Source organism: Dermabacter sp. Marseille-Q3180 (genome assembly GCF_940792985.1).
In the GTDB taxonomy this organism is placed as follows: Bacteria; Actinomycetota; Actinomycetes; order Actinomycetales; family Dermabacteraceae; genus Dermabacter; species Dermabacter vaginalis.
Genome location: NZ_CALNWU010000001.1, coordinates 913558 through 931583, shown reverse-complemented (window position 1 = coordinate 931583; position 18026 = coordinate 913558). Strand labels below are relative to the sequence as shown.

Below are 18026 nucleotides of genomic sequence, written 5' to 3'. Positions count from 1 at the left end.
CGTCGCAACAAGCAGCATTGTAGGCATTTACCCCCACCCGCATTCATCACTGGAAGTCCCGAAGGAGCGAGGTCATGGCCGCATCAGATGCGCTCATCATCGTCGAAGATTGGATCTCCGAGCACTACTTCACGAGCGACGAGAAGTCGGGCACGTACCTCGCGCGCGTGCGCGATGTCGTGAAGCAGTGGAAGGATGATGGCGGACCGTCGCCTCTCACGCGCTTCACGTCGCGCCGCACGGAGCTCCTTGAGCTGTTCTTGCGTGCGCAGTCTCTCGCCTCGAGCGGCACGAACTCTCGCCGCGAGGACGACGAGCTCGCGGAGGCCTCGCTTGCGGTTGCGCGCTTCGTCCTGTTCATCGCGGGCTTCACGACTGAGGCGGGCGAGCCGATCGGCCGAGCCTTTGAGCGCGAGGGAACGGTGCACGCGCGCCACGTGCTCGGCGACGAATCCCCGCTCATCCGCGTGGGGGATCGGAGCCTCGAGGAGCGTCCGCTTCTCATTGTGCTCGCGAAGGCAGCGGCCTCGCACGAGGACGTCGTGAGCAAGAACGAATCTTCGCTCCTTGCACCCGTGACCCTCCGCGAGGGCACGAGTGAGGAGGTGAAGCTCGAGAGCGTCGCCGCGGCGTTCAGCCATGCCGCCATCGAGGAGGATGCCCCTGAGCTCATGCTCGCTCTTGCGGGCCGCTACGCGATCCTCACCTCGTCGGATCTGTGGCCCCAGGGCCGCTACCTCGTGATCGACCTTCAAACGGTCGCGGAGCGCAACGACACGAAAAATGGCGGCGAGGTGCAGCGGGCCCTCGTCGGCCTTGCCGCCGAATGCCTCGCACCTGATTCCTCTGGGGAGCTGTGGTGGCGTGACACGCGTGAGAAGGCCGTGGAGAACGCGGTGGGCGTTTCGGCGGATCTTCGTGACGGAGTGCGCGCCTCGATCGAAATCATCGCGAACGAGGTCGTGAGGCGCCGCCGCGAGGCGGGCCTTGCCGATCTCGAGCAGAAGGATGCGCAACCGCTCGCACTCGAGGCCCTGCGCTACCTGTATCGCATTCTCTTCGTGCTGCACGCCGAGGCAAGCCCCGAGCTGGGCATACTCCCGGCGGGGCAGCTCGAATACGCGAGCGGCTACTCGATCGACCGCTTGCGCGAGATGACCCTGCGCCGGCTCGGCGGCGCGTCGGAAAACGGCACCTACCTTTACGAGAGCCTCGAGCGGCTCTTCACGCTCGTGAACAAGGGGCACACGCCTCGCGGCCCCGTGATCAAGCACGATGAGCAGGGCAATGAGTACACGGCGCTCGCGGGCAGCACCCTGAGGTTTGAGAACCTCGAGGCGGATCTGTTCAGCGAGGATCGCACGGGCCGCATTTCGGAAGTGAAGCTTGGCAATGCCGCCCTCCAGAAGGTGCTGCGCAACCTCATGCTCTCGAAGGAAACGAAGGGACGCGAGCGAGGCTTCATCTCGTATGTCGCGCTCGGCATTAACCAGCTCGGCGCGGTGTACGAGTCGCTCATGAGCTACCGCGGCTCGTTTGCCACGGAGGATCTCGTGGAAGTCGCGAAGGACGGCGACCCGAGCAAAGGCTCGTGGGTGGTCCCAGCGGCGAGCCTCGATGAGAGCCTCACCGAGCACCGCGTCATGGTGCGCGACGAATCGGGCGAGGAGCACGTGCGCCGCTACGCGCACGGCGAGTTCGTGTTCCGCCTTTCGGGCCGCGAGCGCCAGCAGAGCGCCTCGTACTATTCGCCGGAGGTGATCACGCGCTTCACGGTGCGCCAGGGTCTCGAGGAACTCCTTGACCCGATCATTGCCGAGGGCGAGGAGGTTCCCGAGGGCGCCACAACCCGAGAAGACACGACCTTTGACGGCACACGCGTGACTCGTCGTGTGACGAGCGCCGAGGAGATCCTGAGGCTGAGGGTGTGCGAACCCGCGCTTGGCTCGGGCGCGTTCGCGATCGAGGCGGTGCGCCAGCTCGCGGAAGAATACTTGCAGCGCCGCCAGACGGAGCTCGGCGAACGGATCGACCCGGAAGAGTACCCGCGCGAGCTTCAGAAGGTTAAGGCCTACATTGCCCTGCACAACGTGTACGGCGTGGACCTCAACCCCACGGCTGTTGAGCTCGCGGAGGTGTCACTGTGGCTCGACTCGATGTCGAGCGGTCTCAAGGCCCCCTGGTTTGGGCTTCGGCTCCGCGCGGGTAATTCACTCATTGGTGCGAGGCGCGCCACGTATGCGGCGGCGAACATGCTGAAGGCGGGAGAGAAGGCGAAGAAGGGCAAGGCCGAGCAGTCGGCTAAGAAGCCCCTCAAGGATCTTGTGGAGGGGGTGCCTGACCCGATTGCGCGCGGTGCGCTTTCGAAGGGGGCGGGTTCCGACGGTTCCTTCGGCACCGTGAGCGGAAAAATCTTCCACTTCTTGCTCCCCGGTGAGGGGTGGGGCGCCGCAGGTGAGGATGCCGCCGTGAAGAAGCTCGCGCCCGAAGGGGCGAAGGCCCTGCGCAAGTGGTCTAGGAGCGTCAAGAAGAACCCCACGAAGGACCAGATCGCGAGGCTCGAGAAGCTCACGCAGCGCGTTGAGGAGCTCTTCATGATTGCGTTTCGGCGCCTCGAGGCTGCCGAGCAGAATACGCGCCGCTCGATCGACGTGTGGGGCTTCGAAGCCCCCGAGGGTGGAGCGATCACGCGCGCCGAGATCGAGGCCTCGCTCGCGGATCGCAAATCGGCGTACCAGCGCGTGCGGCTCGTGATGGATGCGTGGTGCGCGCTGTGGTTTTGGCCCGTAGAACCCGAGGTGGGTGGCACGAGCCACGAGGGGGAACGGGAGATCCCGGCGCCGCCCACGTTCGAGGAGTGGCTTTCGACGATCGAGAAGATCGTGGGCACGAGCTATCGCGAACAAGTGGAAGCGGGTCGCAGCAACGCGAAGGAGAAGGAGCGTGTGCGCAGCGGCGGGTACCTTGGCGATTCGCGAGACGCGTGGAACGCCCTTGACACCGTCGAGGTATTTTTCTCAGCCGAGGGCTGCGCTGATCTCGGCGCGCTCGAGGAGGCGACCCCGTGGCTCGCGCAAGCGCGCGAGATCGCGCGCGAGCAACGCTTCTTCCACTGGGAGCTCGATTTTGCGCCCGCCTTTGAGCGGGGCGGCTTCGACTACCAGGTGGGCAACCCGCCGTGGGTGCGGCCAATGTTTGATGAAGCGGGCATTCTCTCCGACTTCGACCCGTGGTGGGTTCTCACGAACAAGCCTTCCGAGGGCGCGAAGAAGGCGCGACGCGAGGGGAGCCTGGCAATAAAAGGGGCGACCGAGGCGCTTCTCGCGGGCGCAACAGACAATGCGGGCACAGGCGACTTTGTGGCGAGCACATCCGTGTATCCAGAGCTCAGGGGCACACAACCAGACCTCTACCGGGTGTTTATGAGCCGCGCGTGGGCGAGCAGCGCCCCGGGCGGGATCGTCACGCTCCTCCACCCGCCCACGCATCTTGCGGATGCCAGGGCTTACCCGCTTCGCGCAGCAACCTACCCGCGCCTCAGGCGACACTGGCGGATCGTCAACGAGCTGCGGCTCTTTGACGAGGTTCACCACATGACGGAGTACGCCGTCAACGTCTATGGCAGCGAACGCTCGCCGGGTTCCTTGAGGTTTCTTTCCGCCATGGGGGTGTTTCACCCCTCGACGATCGAGGGCTCGCTCCGGCACGACGGGAGCGGCCCCGTGCCGGGAAACAAAGACGAGCACGGGAAGTGGAATCTCGCGCCCCACCGCGGGCGCATCCTCACGGTCGATATGGCCACGCTTCGCCTGTGGCACGAGGTTATGGAGAACGGCGACGAGAACAGTCCGGTGACGGAGAGCCGTATGCTCGCCGCTCCGAACGCCGCGAGCGCCGAGGTGCTCGCGAAGCTCGCGCACGGTGCAAAGATTGGGAGCCTCAATCCGCAGTTCCACGGTGGATGGCACGAGACCACGGATCGCACAAAAGGCTACTTCGAGCAGCGCTGGGGCGCCGCCGAATCCTGGCACGACGTGATCCTTCAGGGGCCGTACTTCCATATCGCGACGCCGCTTTCGAAGAGCCGCAACAGGTCCATGAAGAACAATCGCGACTACACGGACGTGGACCTCGAGACGCTTGAGCCCGGGGCTCTTCCCGTGACCGAATACAAGCCGATCTACGGGAGCTATATTGACGGCTCACCGAACACGCGTCGCTACGACGCGAGCTACGGCGAATGGGCGCTTGAGCGCGACATTGATGGCAAGCCCCTGGAGACGACGCAGGTGCGCGACCACTACCGAATCATGTGGCGGCGCATGACGGGTAACCGGCAATCGATGCGTACCCTCATCTCCTCGATTATGCCCCCTGGTACGGGGCACGTTGATCCGGTTTGTTCAATTGGGGCACCGAGAGGTGCCACAGGATTCGATTCGCGCGGTATTGCCCTCGCGCAAGCGAGCATGGGAGCTTTACTTGACGACTACTTTGCGCGTGCGACATGCGGGGGAGATATCCGATTCGGTGAAGCTTCTAGGCTTCCTTTCATTCCTGGCGCCCATCCCCTCGCCCCCGCCGCGCTCCTGCGCGTGCTGCGCCTGAACTGCCTCACGAACGCCTATGCGGAGCTGTGGAGCGAGATCGCCGAGACGGATTACGGCAGCTTTCGCGGCGATGCATGGGCGGGCGGGCACGACCGCGCGGATCGGCCCGCGCTCGGCGACGTGCCGCGCGAGTGGGACGAGACCGTGCCGCTTCGCCGGGACGAGGACCGACGCCAGGCGCTCGTGGAGCTCGATGCGATCATGGCGCACGTGACGGGCGTGAGCATCGACGAGCTCGCGACGATCTACCGCACGCAATTCGGTGTGCTCGCGGGCTATGACCGCGGCGAGGGGCAAGGCGCCTACATCTTCGACGCAAATGGGCGGCAGATCCCCTCGGAGCTGCGCAGCGCATGGGTGAAGGCCGGAAGGCCAAAGAGCGAAGCAGAGCAGGGTGCGCTCGATGCCGAAGCGCGTACCGTGGCCCACCCCGGAAGCGGCGTGGAATACACCTACGAGCTGCCGTTCCGTATCCTTGATCGCGAAGCAGACATGCGCGAGGCCTACGCCGAATTCGCGCGCCGCTACCACCTGTAATGGTCCCGCACGCGCACAACTGAGATAGAGGCACCAGATGAGCGAGCTCCTTCCCGCGCTCCAGGCAAACGACCTGCGCCGGGCGATCACCGACTACGTCACGACGGCGATCGCCCTCACGGAGCCCTCGGTCGAGCAAGCCCTCGCGGCCTTCCTCGAACACGACACCGCGGGTATTTTCGACGGCCCCTACGTGCGCACGCGCCTCCCGTTCGTGAAGGCCGAAGAGCCGCCCGTACCGCCGCTTCCCACGCTCCCCGCGTGGTTCACGCCCTACGCTCACCAGGCCGCCGCGTTTGCGCGCCTCTCGACGAACCCCGCGCTCGAAGGCACGCGAGACGAGAACGGCTTCCGCGTTCCCGCACCGACCCTCGTCACCACCGGCACGGGCTCGGGCAAAACCGAATCGTTCCTCTTCCCGATCCTCGACCACGCCGCACGCGCCCGCCAGGCCGCACGTCAAGCGGGTAGGAGCGCGGGCGGCATCAAGGCGCTCATCCTCTACCCCATGAACGCCCTCGCGAACGACCAGGCGGCACGCCTCGCGAAAACCATCACGAGCAACCCCGCCTACGGCGGCGTCACGGCCGCCCTTTACACGGGCGAAGCCTCCGTGACCTCCCGCACTCAGGTCGATGCCGAAGGGCTCATCACCGAGCGCACCACGATCCGCTCCGAAGCCCCCGACATCCTCCTCACCAACTACAAAATGCTCGACCAGCTGCTCCTTCGCGAAGCCGACCGCGAACTGTGGGCGGCAAGCGCCGAGACCCTCCGCTACGTTGTGCTCGATGAATTCCATACATACGACGGGGCGCAAGGCACCGACGTGGCGATGCTCCTGCGCCGCATGCGCCTCCTGTTAAACCGTCTCGCGCCAGGCAAAGTACACCTCGCCCCCGTCGCGACCTCGGCAACCCTCGGCGATGGCGACTCCGGAGAGTCGATGCTCACCTTCGCCGCCGCCGTGTTCGGCGAAAAGATTGACGCTTCCGCGATCGTGGGCGAACGCCGCCAAAGCCTCGAGGAATTCGGGGAAGCGTCGGAACGAAAGGTGCACACCCACGCCGCGCACCTGCGCGCGACCCGGCCGAGCGCTGAAACCGTGCGCGTACTCGCGCGCACCTACCTGCACCCCAACTCCGATCGAAGCCCCGAAGACCTCACGCACGCCGTGCTGAGCGCCCTGTGGAGCACGGACGGTGACCTCGAACGCCTTGCCCGCGCACACGACCTGAGAGAAGCCGACCTCCTGATCGCCCACCCCCTCGTGCGGGCAATTCTCGAACACACGGGCGAAGCCCAACCCACGCGTGCCCTTGCCGAGCGGCTCCTGCCCACGCTCGCCCCCAACACACGCCTCCAGCACGACGCGCTCACCCTCCTCCTTGCCGCCCTCAGCCACGTGCGCGCACAGCTGAGCCAGGGCGATCCCGCGAACCGCAACGCATTCCCCACCCTCGAAATCCACACGTGGATCCGCGAAGTGAGCCGCATCAATCGCGTTGTGGCAACCGCCCCGCACTTCGCGTGGGGCGATGACCGCGGCCGCGTGAGCAACGACGAACTCGAGGGAACCCTGCAATTGCCCGCGATCTTCTGCCGCCACTGCGGCCGCTCCGGCTGGGCCACGCGCGTCACCAAGGCAAGCAACGCCTTCGAAAGCGACGTGAACAAGATCCGTCGTGCCTCCCTCGTGGGCGACGAGGGCTACCGGCCGCTCCTGCTCGACACCCCCGACGCGCGAGGCACGGCCGAGTCCTCCGCGATCGGCGCGAGACTCTACCTCAACATCGACACCCACACCCTCGAGATCACCGAACCCGACGACGCCGGCGACGAAGACTCCGGCACGATCATCCCCGTTCTTACCTACGGCGGCGCCAGGGCGGGCGAGAACGTGCGGAATTCGACGTGCCCCGCATGCGAACAATCCGAGGGGATCCGTTTCGTGGGAAGCGCCGTGGCAACCCTTCTCTCGGTGTCCCTCACCTCGCTTTTCGGCTCGCGCGCCCTCGACGCGAACGAGAAAAAAGCTCTCGTGTTCACCGACTCTGTGCAAGACGCGGCCCACCGCGCGGGCTTCGTCGAATCGCGAAGCCACGCGATGACCTACCGCTCCGCGATCCTCGATGCGTTGACGAGCGAAAACGCCTCGATCGTCGAGATCTCCGAGCGCATGATCGCGCGCGCGAAGGCCCGCGACGATGGTGGGGCCGCGCGCTACCGACTGCTCCACCCCGAAATCGTCGATGCGAACGACGTGCGCGCCTTCTGGGCTGAGCATGCGCCGGGGAGCGGGCGGCGCTATAGCGAAAAACAGCGCGAGAGGGCCGAGCGAAAGGTCGCGAAACGACTCACGTTCGACCTTGCCCTCGAGCTCGGCCGCACGGGCCACGTAGGTCGCACCCTGCTCGTCACGGGCGCCGCGCACGCGGGCGTTGCCGTGAGCGATGACGAACTCGAAGCCGCGGCAGCGGTGGCGGTCGCGAAGAGCGGCATGGGAGCGAGCGCCATGATTGAGGGGTTCAAAAGTTTCGGCGGTACCCGCGAGCAGCATGGGCGCGGCACATCACGCGAGGCGATGTGGGTGCGCGGCGTGCTCGAACGTCTCCGGATTCGTGGCGCGATAAGCCACGAGTGGTACGAGAAGTTCCGCACGCGCGGCGGCAAGCGGATCTGGATCTGGGGTAGGCGGCCCGAAAGTGCGATCATGCCAGCCTTCCCGAAGGGCCGCGGAGCCGCGGGTTTCCCGGCCTTCGGAGCGCTCGCGGAAAAGAGCGAATTCGACTCGGTCAGTAGTAGCCAAAGCTGGTACCTCGATTGGACGAGGCGGGCCCTTAAGCTATTTCGCCCAGAGGCGGCCTCGCTCGTGCGGCCACTCTTCGAAGCGCTCGCCGCGCACGGGATCCTCGATGCGGTGCGCGCCGAGCGTGGCGCGGTGACGTACGCGCTCGTGCCAGAGCGGCTCGTGGCGCGTCGCGCCGATGTGATCGAACACGGCGGTGAGACCCCGAGCCTCACGTGCACGACCTGCGGCGACACGTTCCTCGGACTCGAAGCGGCGCTTACGTCCTTCACCGGCGGGCCGTGCATGCGCGCCCGCTGCGCAGGAAACCTCGAACCGAGCGCGATCGGTGAAAACTACTACCAGAGCCTCTACCTTTCCGACATGCGCCGCGTAATCGCGCGCGAACACACCTCCCTCCTCGAAACCGAGGAACGCCTCGACTACGAACAGAAGTTCAAAGAGTCCGCCTCGAGCCCCGGCGCCCCCAACGTCCTCGTCGCAACCCCAACCCTCGAGATGGGTATCGACATCGGCGACCTCTCGACCGTCATGCTCGCCTCCGTGCCGCGCACCGTCGCGAGCTACCTCCAGCGCGTGGGCCGCGCCGGGCGCCTCACGGGCAACTCCCTCAACGTCACGTTCGTTCCCGTGCGCGGTGGGCTGAGTGCGTTCAGCAGTAACCCCCTCAGCATGATCAACGGTGCCGTGCGCGCCCCCGGAGCTTACCTGAGCGCCGAAGAGATCCTGCGCCGCCAATACCTCGCCTTCCTCATGGACCTCCTCGCGGGTGATGCTCGCGTAGAAAAACCCGCCTACGGCAGCCCCGTGCTCGCCAAAACCGGGCCAGGATCGTTCCTCGGCGCCGTGATTGAGGAGGCGCGCGAGCGCGGCGAGCGGCGCGTTGAGGAATTCCTGAGCGCCTTCTCCGTGGCCGAACGGCCGTGGGAGGGCCTCACCGCGGAGGCACTCAAGGCATTTCGCGCGTGGGCGCTTCCCACGGATGGCAAGCACGACCTCGAGGTGAGCATCAATAGCGCCGCGGAGCGATGGAAGATGGAACGCGAAGAACTCGTGCGGCGCCGCCAGAAACTCACCGAAAGCCTTGCGAGCCTCGAATCCCTCGCGCTCGACACTGCCGAGCAGGCCGAAGAGAACAAGGCGCAGCTGAGCGCTGAGCTCTCCCTCCTCACGCTCGAAGAGGAAAAACTCGGGATCGCCTCTCCTGCTGAGGGGGAAGACGAGGAGCTCGATATCGAGGGCGAAAAGAAGCGCCTGCGCGGCCAATCCGGGCGCCTTCGCCGCGAAATCGCCGAGCTCGACCACAGCCACTGGATTAGCGTTCTCGAACGCTTCGGTCTCCTGCCGAACTACACGCTCGTGGACGACTCCGTGACGCTTGACGCAACCCTCATTTGGCAAGACGACAACAAGAAGTGGCGCCACGAAAACGAAACCTACGACCGTGCCGGAAGCGCGGCCCTGCGGGACCTTGCCCCAGAATCACGCTTCTACGTGCACGGCAAAGCCCTTACGATCGACACGATCGATCTCGGTACCGACGGCAGCAACCGCACGCGCGTGGCCGTGTGCCCGGACTGTTCGCACCAGGTACCAATCGAACAGTACGCTCCTGAAACATGTCCCGCGTGCGGGCAACCGGGCATTTCCGACGCGAGCCAGCACCTCACCGTCGTGGACCTTCGCAAGGTGTATTCGACGATGAAGCGTTCGCACGCCGTCATCTCCGATGCGGACGATGACCGTGCAATGAAACGCTACGAAGAGCGCATCCTTGTGGACGTCTCGAACGCCGAGATTCGCGACTCGTGGCACGAGACCGCGTTCGGTATGGGCTTCACCTTCTACCGCGCCGCGCGCCTCACGAGGCTGAACCTTGGCCAGCCCACCGAGGCCTCGGCGACCCTCACACTCGGCGGGCTCACCGCACCCGTTGAAGGGTTCGTGGTGTGTAGCGAATGCGGGCACGTGGACCCGGACACGAGCGACAACAAGCCCTCCGAACACCAGGCGTGGTGCTCTCTGCGCCGTGAGCGCAAAGGCAAGAACACGAGCATCGTTCTCGCGCGCGACATGGTGAGCGAAGCCGCCGCCCTGACCCTCCCCACGTTCCTTCGCCAGGAAAAACCCGATTCGGAGGAGCTTGCGGGCTTTGGCGCCGCGCTTCTTCTCGGTATTGACCGCCTCTTCGGCGGCAGCATCGCGAACATCGCGATCGACGTCGTGGGGGATCCCACCGGCGGGCCCGGCGAGAAAACCCCGGCGCTCCTCCTGCACGACACCGTTCCGGGCGGCACAGGGTATCTTGCCGAACTCGCGAGCGCCCAGGGTGCGCGCCGTGTGCTCGAGGCAGCCCGCGAAGCCCTCGCAGAATGTGCGTGTGCCGACGGTTGCCCCGCGTGCATCGCCGCCTTCCCCGGAGGGCGCACCGCGCGCAAAACAAAGGTGCTCCTCACCCTCGAGAAAATCCTCCACGTGAGCGCCGAAGTCCCCGAGGGCACGGATTGGGCGATCAAGAATGGGCGCGAACGAGGCGGCCTTGCCGTCAAGGGTTTCAGCGGCGACTCGAAGTTTGAATCCCGCTTCCGCGCCCTCCTCGTGGAGGCATGGGAAAAGACCCCTGGCCTTCAGGTCACGAGCCGCTCCACCAATACGGGCGAAGAAGTGCGCATTACGACGCCTCAAAAGTCATTCACGCTCAGTACCCGCACGCGCGTGGGCCCCGCCGAACCTGACTTTGTGCTCACATGGGGTGGAAGCGATATTCAGGGAATTGCCGTATTCACCGACGGCGAGCAATACCACGCGAGAGCCGCGCACAATCGCCTCGCCGATGATGCAGTGAAACGCCAGGCGCTGCGCGACATGAACTACTGGGTGCTCTCCTCCGCCTGGGACGACCTCGAGGAATTCGAAAAGGCTCACGGTCTTAATCGAACCTCCGCTAACCCCTCGCGCACACAGCGCGCGGCCACACAGCCGCCCTTCTTCATTAACAATGCCGTGCTGAGTGCGTGGGTGAACGCGCGGCAACTTCCGCCTGACACGTCCACGCTCATCGGCGGCTCGGCGCTCGACATCCTCTTCCACGTGGTCGCGAGCGGAAACCTCGACGTGCCCCGCGCCATGGGCAAAGTGATGCCGTTCCTCATGTCTAGCGGGACAGCATTCATCGAAAGCGACGTGAGCGGCTTCGAATCCGCCGCGAGAGCGTTGCTCGAGAGCAAGGGGCGAAGCAGCGAGGTCGTTGTGGAAAACCCGGCCCTCAACTCGGCGTTTTCCTCCGTGATCCGTAGGGGTGCGTTGCTTGCTTTTGCGACTCAACGAGCCGCCGAAGAGCGAAGTGGCATCATGGCCGTGCTCGACGATACGCCGAACGCCCTCGAAGAATCGGGCTTCAGTGAGCAGTGGCGCGCGTGGCTGCGCCTCTCGAACCTTGCGCAAATGATGCCGCGCCCCACGCGTTTCACGATGACCACAACGAGCCTCATCCGCGGCAATACGGCAAAGGCGGGCGTCGGAACCAGGGCAGTAGCGAGTGCCGACCCCGCGGACCGCCGTAGTGCTCGTGCTGGAGATCCGGGCGCTCCGGGCTCCGCCATCGCGTCCGTGCCCCCCGAGTGGCAGGAACTTCTCGATGAGGCCCTGACCGATGCTGAAGGCCGCGTGCTTCGAGACCTCGCCACTCGCGGTGTCTCCCTCCCCGCGCAAGGTGAGGAAATCGAAGGCATCATCGTGGACCTTGCGTGGCTCGATGACGAGATCGCCTTCGTGGCCGATGAACTCGACGCCGGCTCTCGTGCGGAACTCGAGCAGGCTGGCTGGCGTGTGATCGACGGAAGCGAAAACGACCCCGCAGCTGCCCTGCTTCTCGCATTGAAAGGTGAGCGCCCATGAGCTCGATGCTGTACATCCCACCCTCGTTCTTCACATCCGTACCGAAGCAGGTCTCGGCACAAACCACCGAAACCCTCCGCAAGCTTCAGGAATCTGCCGACCTGCCTGGCCTGCACGTCGAACCCATGCAACAGCCCGCCGACGCGCGTGTGCGCACCGTTCGAGTGAACGACCAATTTCGCATGGTCGTGTTCAAGATCGACAACCCCGACGGCGGCGAGCCCACGTGGATCCCCACGGGCGTGTACAACCACGACGACGCGATCAAAATTGCTCGCTCATCCGTGTGCACGCTCAACCCCGCGACAAGAATCCCTGAGATCCGGTCGAGCGGGGACTCCGAAGCGGATTTCGAGGCGCGACTTCGCGCCCACACCGCGAAGCTTGAAGCACGGCACAAAGCCGAACTCGCCGCCGCGCGCTCACATATACCCGAAGGAACCGCGCACATCCCGCTCGAGCACTACGACGCTTCGCACCTCGTGAGCGACCTCGGCATCGATCACGACCTCGCCTACGCCGCCGTTAAAGCAAACGAAGTACAGCTCGAAGCGCTTATTGATGCCGCCGAAGTCCCGTGGCAAGCAGAAGCACTCCTCGCGCTCGCCGTGGGTGACCCCTTCGCCGTCGTGCTCGAACGATACGCGGCAGCGCCGGCCGAAAAAGCGCGCAAGGAAGGCGAAGTGGCGTCGGACCGCGCTCTCCTCGAGGCCCTCGCCACCGACACTGCCCGCAGCACCTTCGCCGTGTTCACGAGCGATGACGACCTGCAACGCGTGCTCGAGAGCGGCGACTTCGAGGCATGGCGGCTCTTCCTCCACCCCGAGCAGCGGCGCTACGTCACCCTTCACACGAGAGGCCCCTACCGCCTCACAGGTGGCGCCGGAACCGGAAAAACCGTCGTGCTCGTGCACCGCACCGTGGAACTCGCGCGCCGCAACCCCGAAGCGCGCATTATTGCCACAACCTTCACAACGAACCTCGCCGAACAGCTGCGCGCCCACATTCAGTCACTCGACCCGGACGTGCGTATCGCCGACAACCTCGGTGATCCCGGAATCTTCATCGCGAACGTTGACCAGCTCGCGACCCACGTTGTGCGGCCCGGCGCTGACCTCTCCGAGGCGATGCGCGAAGTTCTTGGTTGGTCGAGCGATGTGCCTCGCGTGCGCACAAATGAGAACGCCGCATGGAGCGATGCGGTCGCGAGCGCGCGCCTTCGCACGCCGATCGAAGGCGTGCTCGAAGAAGTGCCGTTCCTTACGACCGAGTATGCGAGTGTGATCCTTCCCTTCGCTCTCACGAGCGCACACGACTACATGCGAGCCTCCCGTAAAGGCCGCGGCGCCAAACTTGGAAGAAAGCAGCGCGCCGCAATGTGGAACATCATCGAGGCATTTCGCGACAGCGGGCAGCTTGCGGATGAGGTGACCTTCACCGAGCGCATCGCGATTGCTACACGCATGCTCGACCTGCACGCCGAAAAGAATGGTCGCGTTGCCGACCACGTACTCGTTGACGAAACGCAAGACCTCGACCCCGTGCGCCTCGTTTTTCTTCGGGCACTCGTGGCAGAGGGCCCCAACGACATGTTCCTCGCGGGCGATGAACACCAGCGGATCTACTCCACCGCGGTACGCCCAAGCCACTACGGGATCAACATTCGCGGGCGTTCGCGGCGCCTCCGCCTCAACTACCGCACAACCGCGCAAAATCTTAACCTCGCCCTGTCAATCCTCGACGGCGGAGACTACTCCGGCGCCCTCGATAGCGATGAGGCGGGAAGCGACGAACTCACCACGCGACACGGCTCCTACCGCTCGCTCATGCACGGCCCCGCTCCCGAATTCATTGGTGCCGACACTCTCGCCGAGGAGTTCGATCGTGTCGCCGAGGTTTTGCGCGCATGGCGTGAGGACATGGGCGAGGGCGAGCACACGAGCCCCCGTATCGGCATCCTCACGCGCACCAAAACACAGCGCGACAACCTTGTGCGCGCGCTCGAGGAGCGTGGGCTACGCGTGCAGAACATTGATCGCGGCGGCTACCTCAACTCTCGGCCCGCGGTCATGACCCTCCACCGCTCCAAGGGCACCGAGTTTGAACGCGTGATCCTCTTCGGCATCGACGACCAGCATGTGCCCTATGCCGTGCGCGGCTACAACTTCGATCCCGATGGGCGAAGTGAGGCGATGCTCCGCGAACGCTCGCTCCTATACGTGGGGGCGACCCGAGCCCGCGAACGCCTCCTCGTCACCTGGACGAGGCAGCGCAGCGCCTACTTGCCGCGCTAACGCTAGCTGCCAAGCACGAAGCGGTGGCCGAGGCCCGGCTCGGTGAGGAAGTAGCGCGGGGCGGAGGAATCCTCCTCGAGTTTCTGGCGGATCTGCGACATGTAGACGCGCACGTAGCCGGCCTCGTTCGTGTATTCGGGGCCCCACACGTTCTCGAGCAGTTCGTCCTTGCGCACGAGCTGATTGGGGTGGCTCACGAGGTAGCTCACGATGCCCCACTCGTGCGGGGTGAGGCGCGCCGGCGTGCCGTTGACGGTCGCGGTTTTCGCGGCGAGGTCGATCGTGAGGCGCCCGTCGGCGGTGGTCACGACGGGGGAGGGGGAGCCTGACGTTCGCCGCCTGAGGTTGGCGCGCAAACGCGCAAGGAGCTCCCCGAGCGCGAAGGGTTTGGTCACGTAGTCATCGGCGCCGCGATCGAGAGCCTCGATCTTCGTGTGGGTTTCGTGGCGGGCGGTCACGACGATGATCGGGACATCTGACCAGCCGCGGATTCCGTCGATGACGTCGAGGCCGCTCATGTGCGGTAGGCCAAGGTCGAGGAGGACGGCCTCGATCGGATTGTCGGCGGCCATGACGAGCGCCTGCTCCCCGGTCGTTGCCGTGAGCACCTGGTATTTGCGGGCCGTGAGGTTCACGGTCATGGCCCTCGCCAGTGCTGGATCGTCCTCGACGATGAGAATCATGACGCGCTCCCAACGGTGGTGGTCTCGTGAGCGGGGGTAGGTGCACTGTCGGCGGCGGCTGGGGTGATCGTGAGCGGCAGTGACAGCACCATTGTGAGCCCACCTCCCGGAGTGTCGTCGGCGGTGAGCGTGCCGCCCACGCCTTCCGCGAGCCCGCGCGCGACCGCGGCGCCGAGGCCGAGCCCGTGGCTGTTCGTCGTGTCACCGAACCGCGTGAACGGCGTGAACAGGCGCGCCTTGCTCTCCTCAGTGAGGCCGGGCCCGTAATCGATCACGCGAATGAGGATACGCTCGCCATCCTGTGTCGCGTCGATCGTGACTCCCGCGTCGGTGTGTTTGGCCGCGTTGCTGATGAGGTTCTCGAGCACGCGCTCCATGAGCGCCGCATCCGTCGTGATCGCCGGTAGCTCGCGCGGAACGCGCACCTCGAGCGAAGGCGGCACGAGGGAGGGGTCCATGTGGTGAAGGGTTTGGGCAACCAGCTCGGCGGGTCCGACGGTGACTGCCTTAACCTCGAGCTTATTCGTGTGGATGCGCGACATATCCAGGAGGTCCGCGACGATCCGATCCAGCCTGTCCGAGGACGATTCGATCGTGCGCAAAAGCTCCACCTGTGCGTCGCGGGGAAGATCAACGTCGTCGAGGAGGAGACCGGAGACGGCCGTTTTAATCGTCGCGAGCGGGGTGCGCAGGTCGTGCGAGACGGCTGTCAAAAGCGCCGTGCGTACGGAGTTCGCGGCCTCGAGCTGCCGGGCCTGCGTGCGGGCCCGGTTGAGCTGCGCCTGGGTCATGAGGCTCACGAGCCGGCCCGAATAGGCCTCGAGGAGCTGTTGCTCGCTCGACGTGAGCGGGCGGCCAACGAGGGCGAGAACGTGCTGGTCATCGAGCGAAAAGGCTTCGTCGGCGAGCGTGACCGATTCGATCGGGATGCCTACTTTGTACTCGGGCACGAGCGCCGTGCCCTCGACGGTGGCGAGGGCGACGCCATCCTGGCCGAACGTCGTGGCGATCTGTTCGAGGATCTCCTGGATCCCGATCCCGTCGCGGATCACGGAGCGGGCAAGCTCCGTCATGAGCTGCGCGTGCCGGCGCGCCTCCTGGGACTCGCGCTGGCGGCGCACAGCGCCATCAACGACCTGGGCGACGAGGACCGCGACGAGCACGAACACGATGAGCAGGAAGATGTTCTTCGGTTCCGTGATGGACAGCGTGTGCGTGGGCGCGGTGAAAAACCAGTTGAGCAAGAGCGCGCCACCGATGGCGGTCGCGAGAGCTGGCCACAGGCCACCCACGAGGGCGACGACGACGGAGGCGAGCACGAAACTCATGATCGCCGTGGACAGGTGCGCCGTGGGATCGCCGAGCGCGAGGTTCGCGAGGGTGACGACGATCGTGAGGACGGTCGCGAGTGCCCAGCCCGTCGCGAGCCGCGCTGGGGAGAGGCTCGTGGGAGGCGTGGGAGCCGACCAGTGCGTGGCGGGCGGGTCCACGGCGACGATATGAACGTCGATGTCGCCGGCACCGTCGATAATCGCGGCGCTCGTGGACCGCATGAGCAGCCGCTGCGCGAAGCCCTGACGCGACGCGCCCACGATGAGTTGGCTCGCATTCACGGTCGTGGCGAAATCGAGGAGCGTGCGCGGGACGTCATCGCCCGAAAGCACGTGCCAGGAGCCGCCGAGAGATTCGGTAAGGGAGCGTGCCTCACTCATCTGCTCGGGTGACATGCGCGGCGGGCCATCCGCCGCGAGGACGTGAACGACGAGGAGCTCGCGCCCGGCGATGCGCCCCGCGATGCGGCGGCCACGTCGAATGAGCGCGGCCGTCTTCGGGCGGCCGCCCACGGCCACGAGGATCCTCTCTCGCGCCGCCCACGGCTCCTTGATGCCTTCCTCGCTGCGGTACTTCTCGAGACCATCGTCGACCTGATCGGCGAGCCACAAAAGCGCGAGCTCACGAAGCGCCGTGAGGTTCCCCTTGCGGAAGAACTTGCTGAGCGCCGCATCCACGGTCGCGGGCCCATACACCTGCCCCTGCCGCAGCCGCACGCGCAGCGCATCGGGGCTCAGGTCGATCAGCTCGACCTCTTCCGCTTCGCGCAGGACCGGATCGGGAATCGTCTCGTTTTGCACGTGGCCCGTAATGTTCGTGACCACGTCGTTGAGGGACTCAAGGTGCTGAATGTTCACGGTCGAGATGACATTGATGCCCGCATCGAGCAAACGGTGAACATCCTGCCAGCGCTTCGCCGTCGTATCCTCACCGTGCACGGTATGAGCGAGCTCGTCCACGAGAACGACGTCGGGCTTGCGCTCGATAATCGCCGGAACATCAAGCTCGTCATATGTCGAGCCGCGATAGTTCACCCGCCGAGGCGGAATCACCGGCAGCCCCTCAAGCCTCGCGGCGGTACCCGAACGCCCGTGGGTCTCAACGACACCCACGACGACGTCCTCCCCGCCCTTCAGGCGGTCATGGGCCTCCTCGAGCATCGCGCAGGTCTTACCTACGCCGGGGGCAGCCCCCAGATACACCTTGAGTACACCGCGCACCGTGTTCATGTCAGTCCTTCGCCGCACGCAGGTCGAGGTTCAGCTCATTGACGTTGACGACCTCTTCACCTGCAAAACCGAGGGTTCGACCCTGGGTGTGCTTCTTGACGAGCTGTGCAACAGCCGACCGCGAAAGCCCCGAGTTCTTCGCCACTCGTTCGATCTGGAGGTGAGCATACTCCGGGCTGATGTGTGGATCGAGACCGGAACTGCTCGCGGTCACCGCATCCGCGGGGACAACGGCCTCATCCACGCCGTTCTCGCGGGCGATAAGGGCGCGCTGCTCAGCGACCTGCGCGGTGATCTCCTCACCGACGGGGCTCAAGTTCGAGCCGCCCGAAGCCAAACCGTCGTAGTCACCCGCCGACATCCGGGGGTGGAACAGGGCGGGATCCTTCGACGTGTCCTGAGCGATCAGGGACGACCCGACGGTGCGGCCATCGAGGCTCATCATGGAACCGTCGGCATTGTGAGCGAACGCCCGGCCCGCGACCCACACGGCCGCCGGATAAAACAGGCCAAGCACAACGAGAAGGGCAAGAAGGACGCGCGTGGAGCGCCACACGGCGGAGACGAGGCCCGAGATTGTCGAGTTCATGAGTTTTCCAATCGAGAGAAAAACGACAGTGGTGGTGGGGCCGAGC

The 18026-nt window shown here is 65.4% G+C and carries 6 protein-coding genes; 3 read left to right on the top strand and 3 right to left on the bottom strand.

What is annotated here, in order from left to right; all coding sequences use genetic code 11:
• Nucleotides 1-74: 74 nt before the first annotated feature.
• From NBW56_RS04210 to NBW56_RS04200, 3 genes are read left to right on the top strand one after another with little or no spacing between them, the layout of a single operon-like run.
• The gene (locus tag NBW56_RS04210) at nt 75-5147 is read left to right on the top strand and encodes a DNA methyltransferase (RefSeq protein WP_250258085.1); all 5073 of its coding nucleotides are present in this window, start codon (nt 75-77) and stop codon (nt 5145-5147) included.
• 37 nt (nt 5148-5184) lie between these two features.
• Entirely contained in the window at nt 5185-11853 is a 6669-nt protein-coding gene (locus tag NBW56_RS04205) for a DEAD/DEAH box helicase (protein WP_250258084.1), read from the top strand.
• Complete coding sequence (locus tag NBW56_RS04200) at nt 11850-14147, top strand: UvrD-helicase domain-containing protein (protein WP_250258083.1); 2298 nt, start codon at nt 11850-11852, stop codon at nt 14145-14147. Before NBW56_RS04205 ends, NBW56_RS04200 begins: the two co-directional genes overlap by 4 nt.
• Before the next feature lie 2 nt (nt 14148-14149).
• Here NBW56_RS04200 and NBW56_RS04195 read toward each other — a convergent pair whose 3' ends face one another.
• The 3 genes from NBW56_RS04195 to NBW56_RS04185 are packed head-to-tail and all read right to left on the bottom strand — an operon-like array spanning nt 14150 to nt 17980.
• Nucleotides 14150-14830: a response regulator gene (locus tag NBW56_RS04195; RefSeq protein ID WP_070459044.1), complete on the bottom strand. Its 681-nt coding sequence runs from the start codon at nt 14828-14830 to the stop codon at nt 14150-14152.
• Complete coding sequence (locus NBW56_RS04190) at nt 14827-17391, bottom strand: DUF4118 domain-containing protein (RefSeq protein WP_250258082.1); 2565 nt, start codon at nt 17389-17391, stop codon at nt 14827-14829. Before NBW56_RS04190 ends, NBW56_RS04195 begins: the two co-directional genes overlap by 4 nt.
• A gap of 1 nt (nt 17392) precedes the next feature.
• Complete coding sequence (locus NBW56_RS04185) at nt 17393-17980, bottom strand: potassium-transporting ATPase subunit C (protein WP_250258081.1); 588 nt, start codon at nt 17978-17980, stop codon at nt 17393-17395.
• Nucleotides 17981-18026 lie beyond the last annotated feature (46 nt).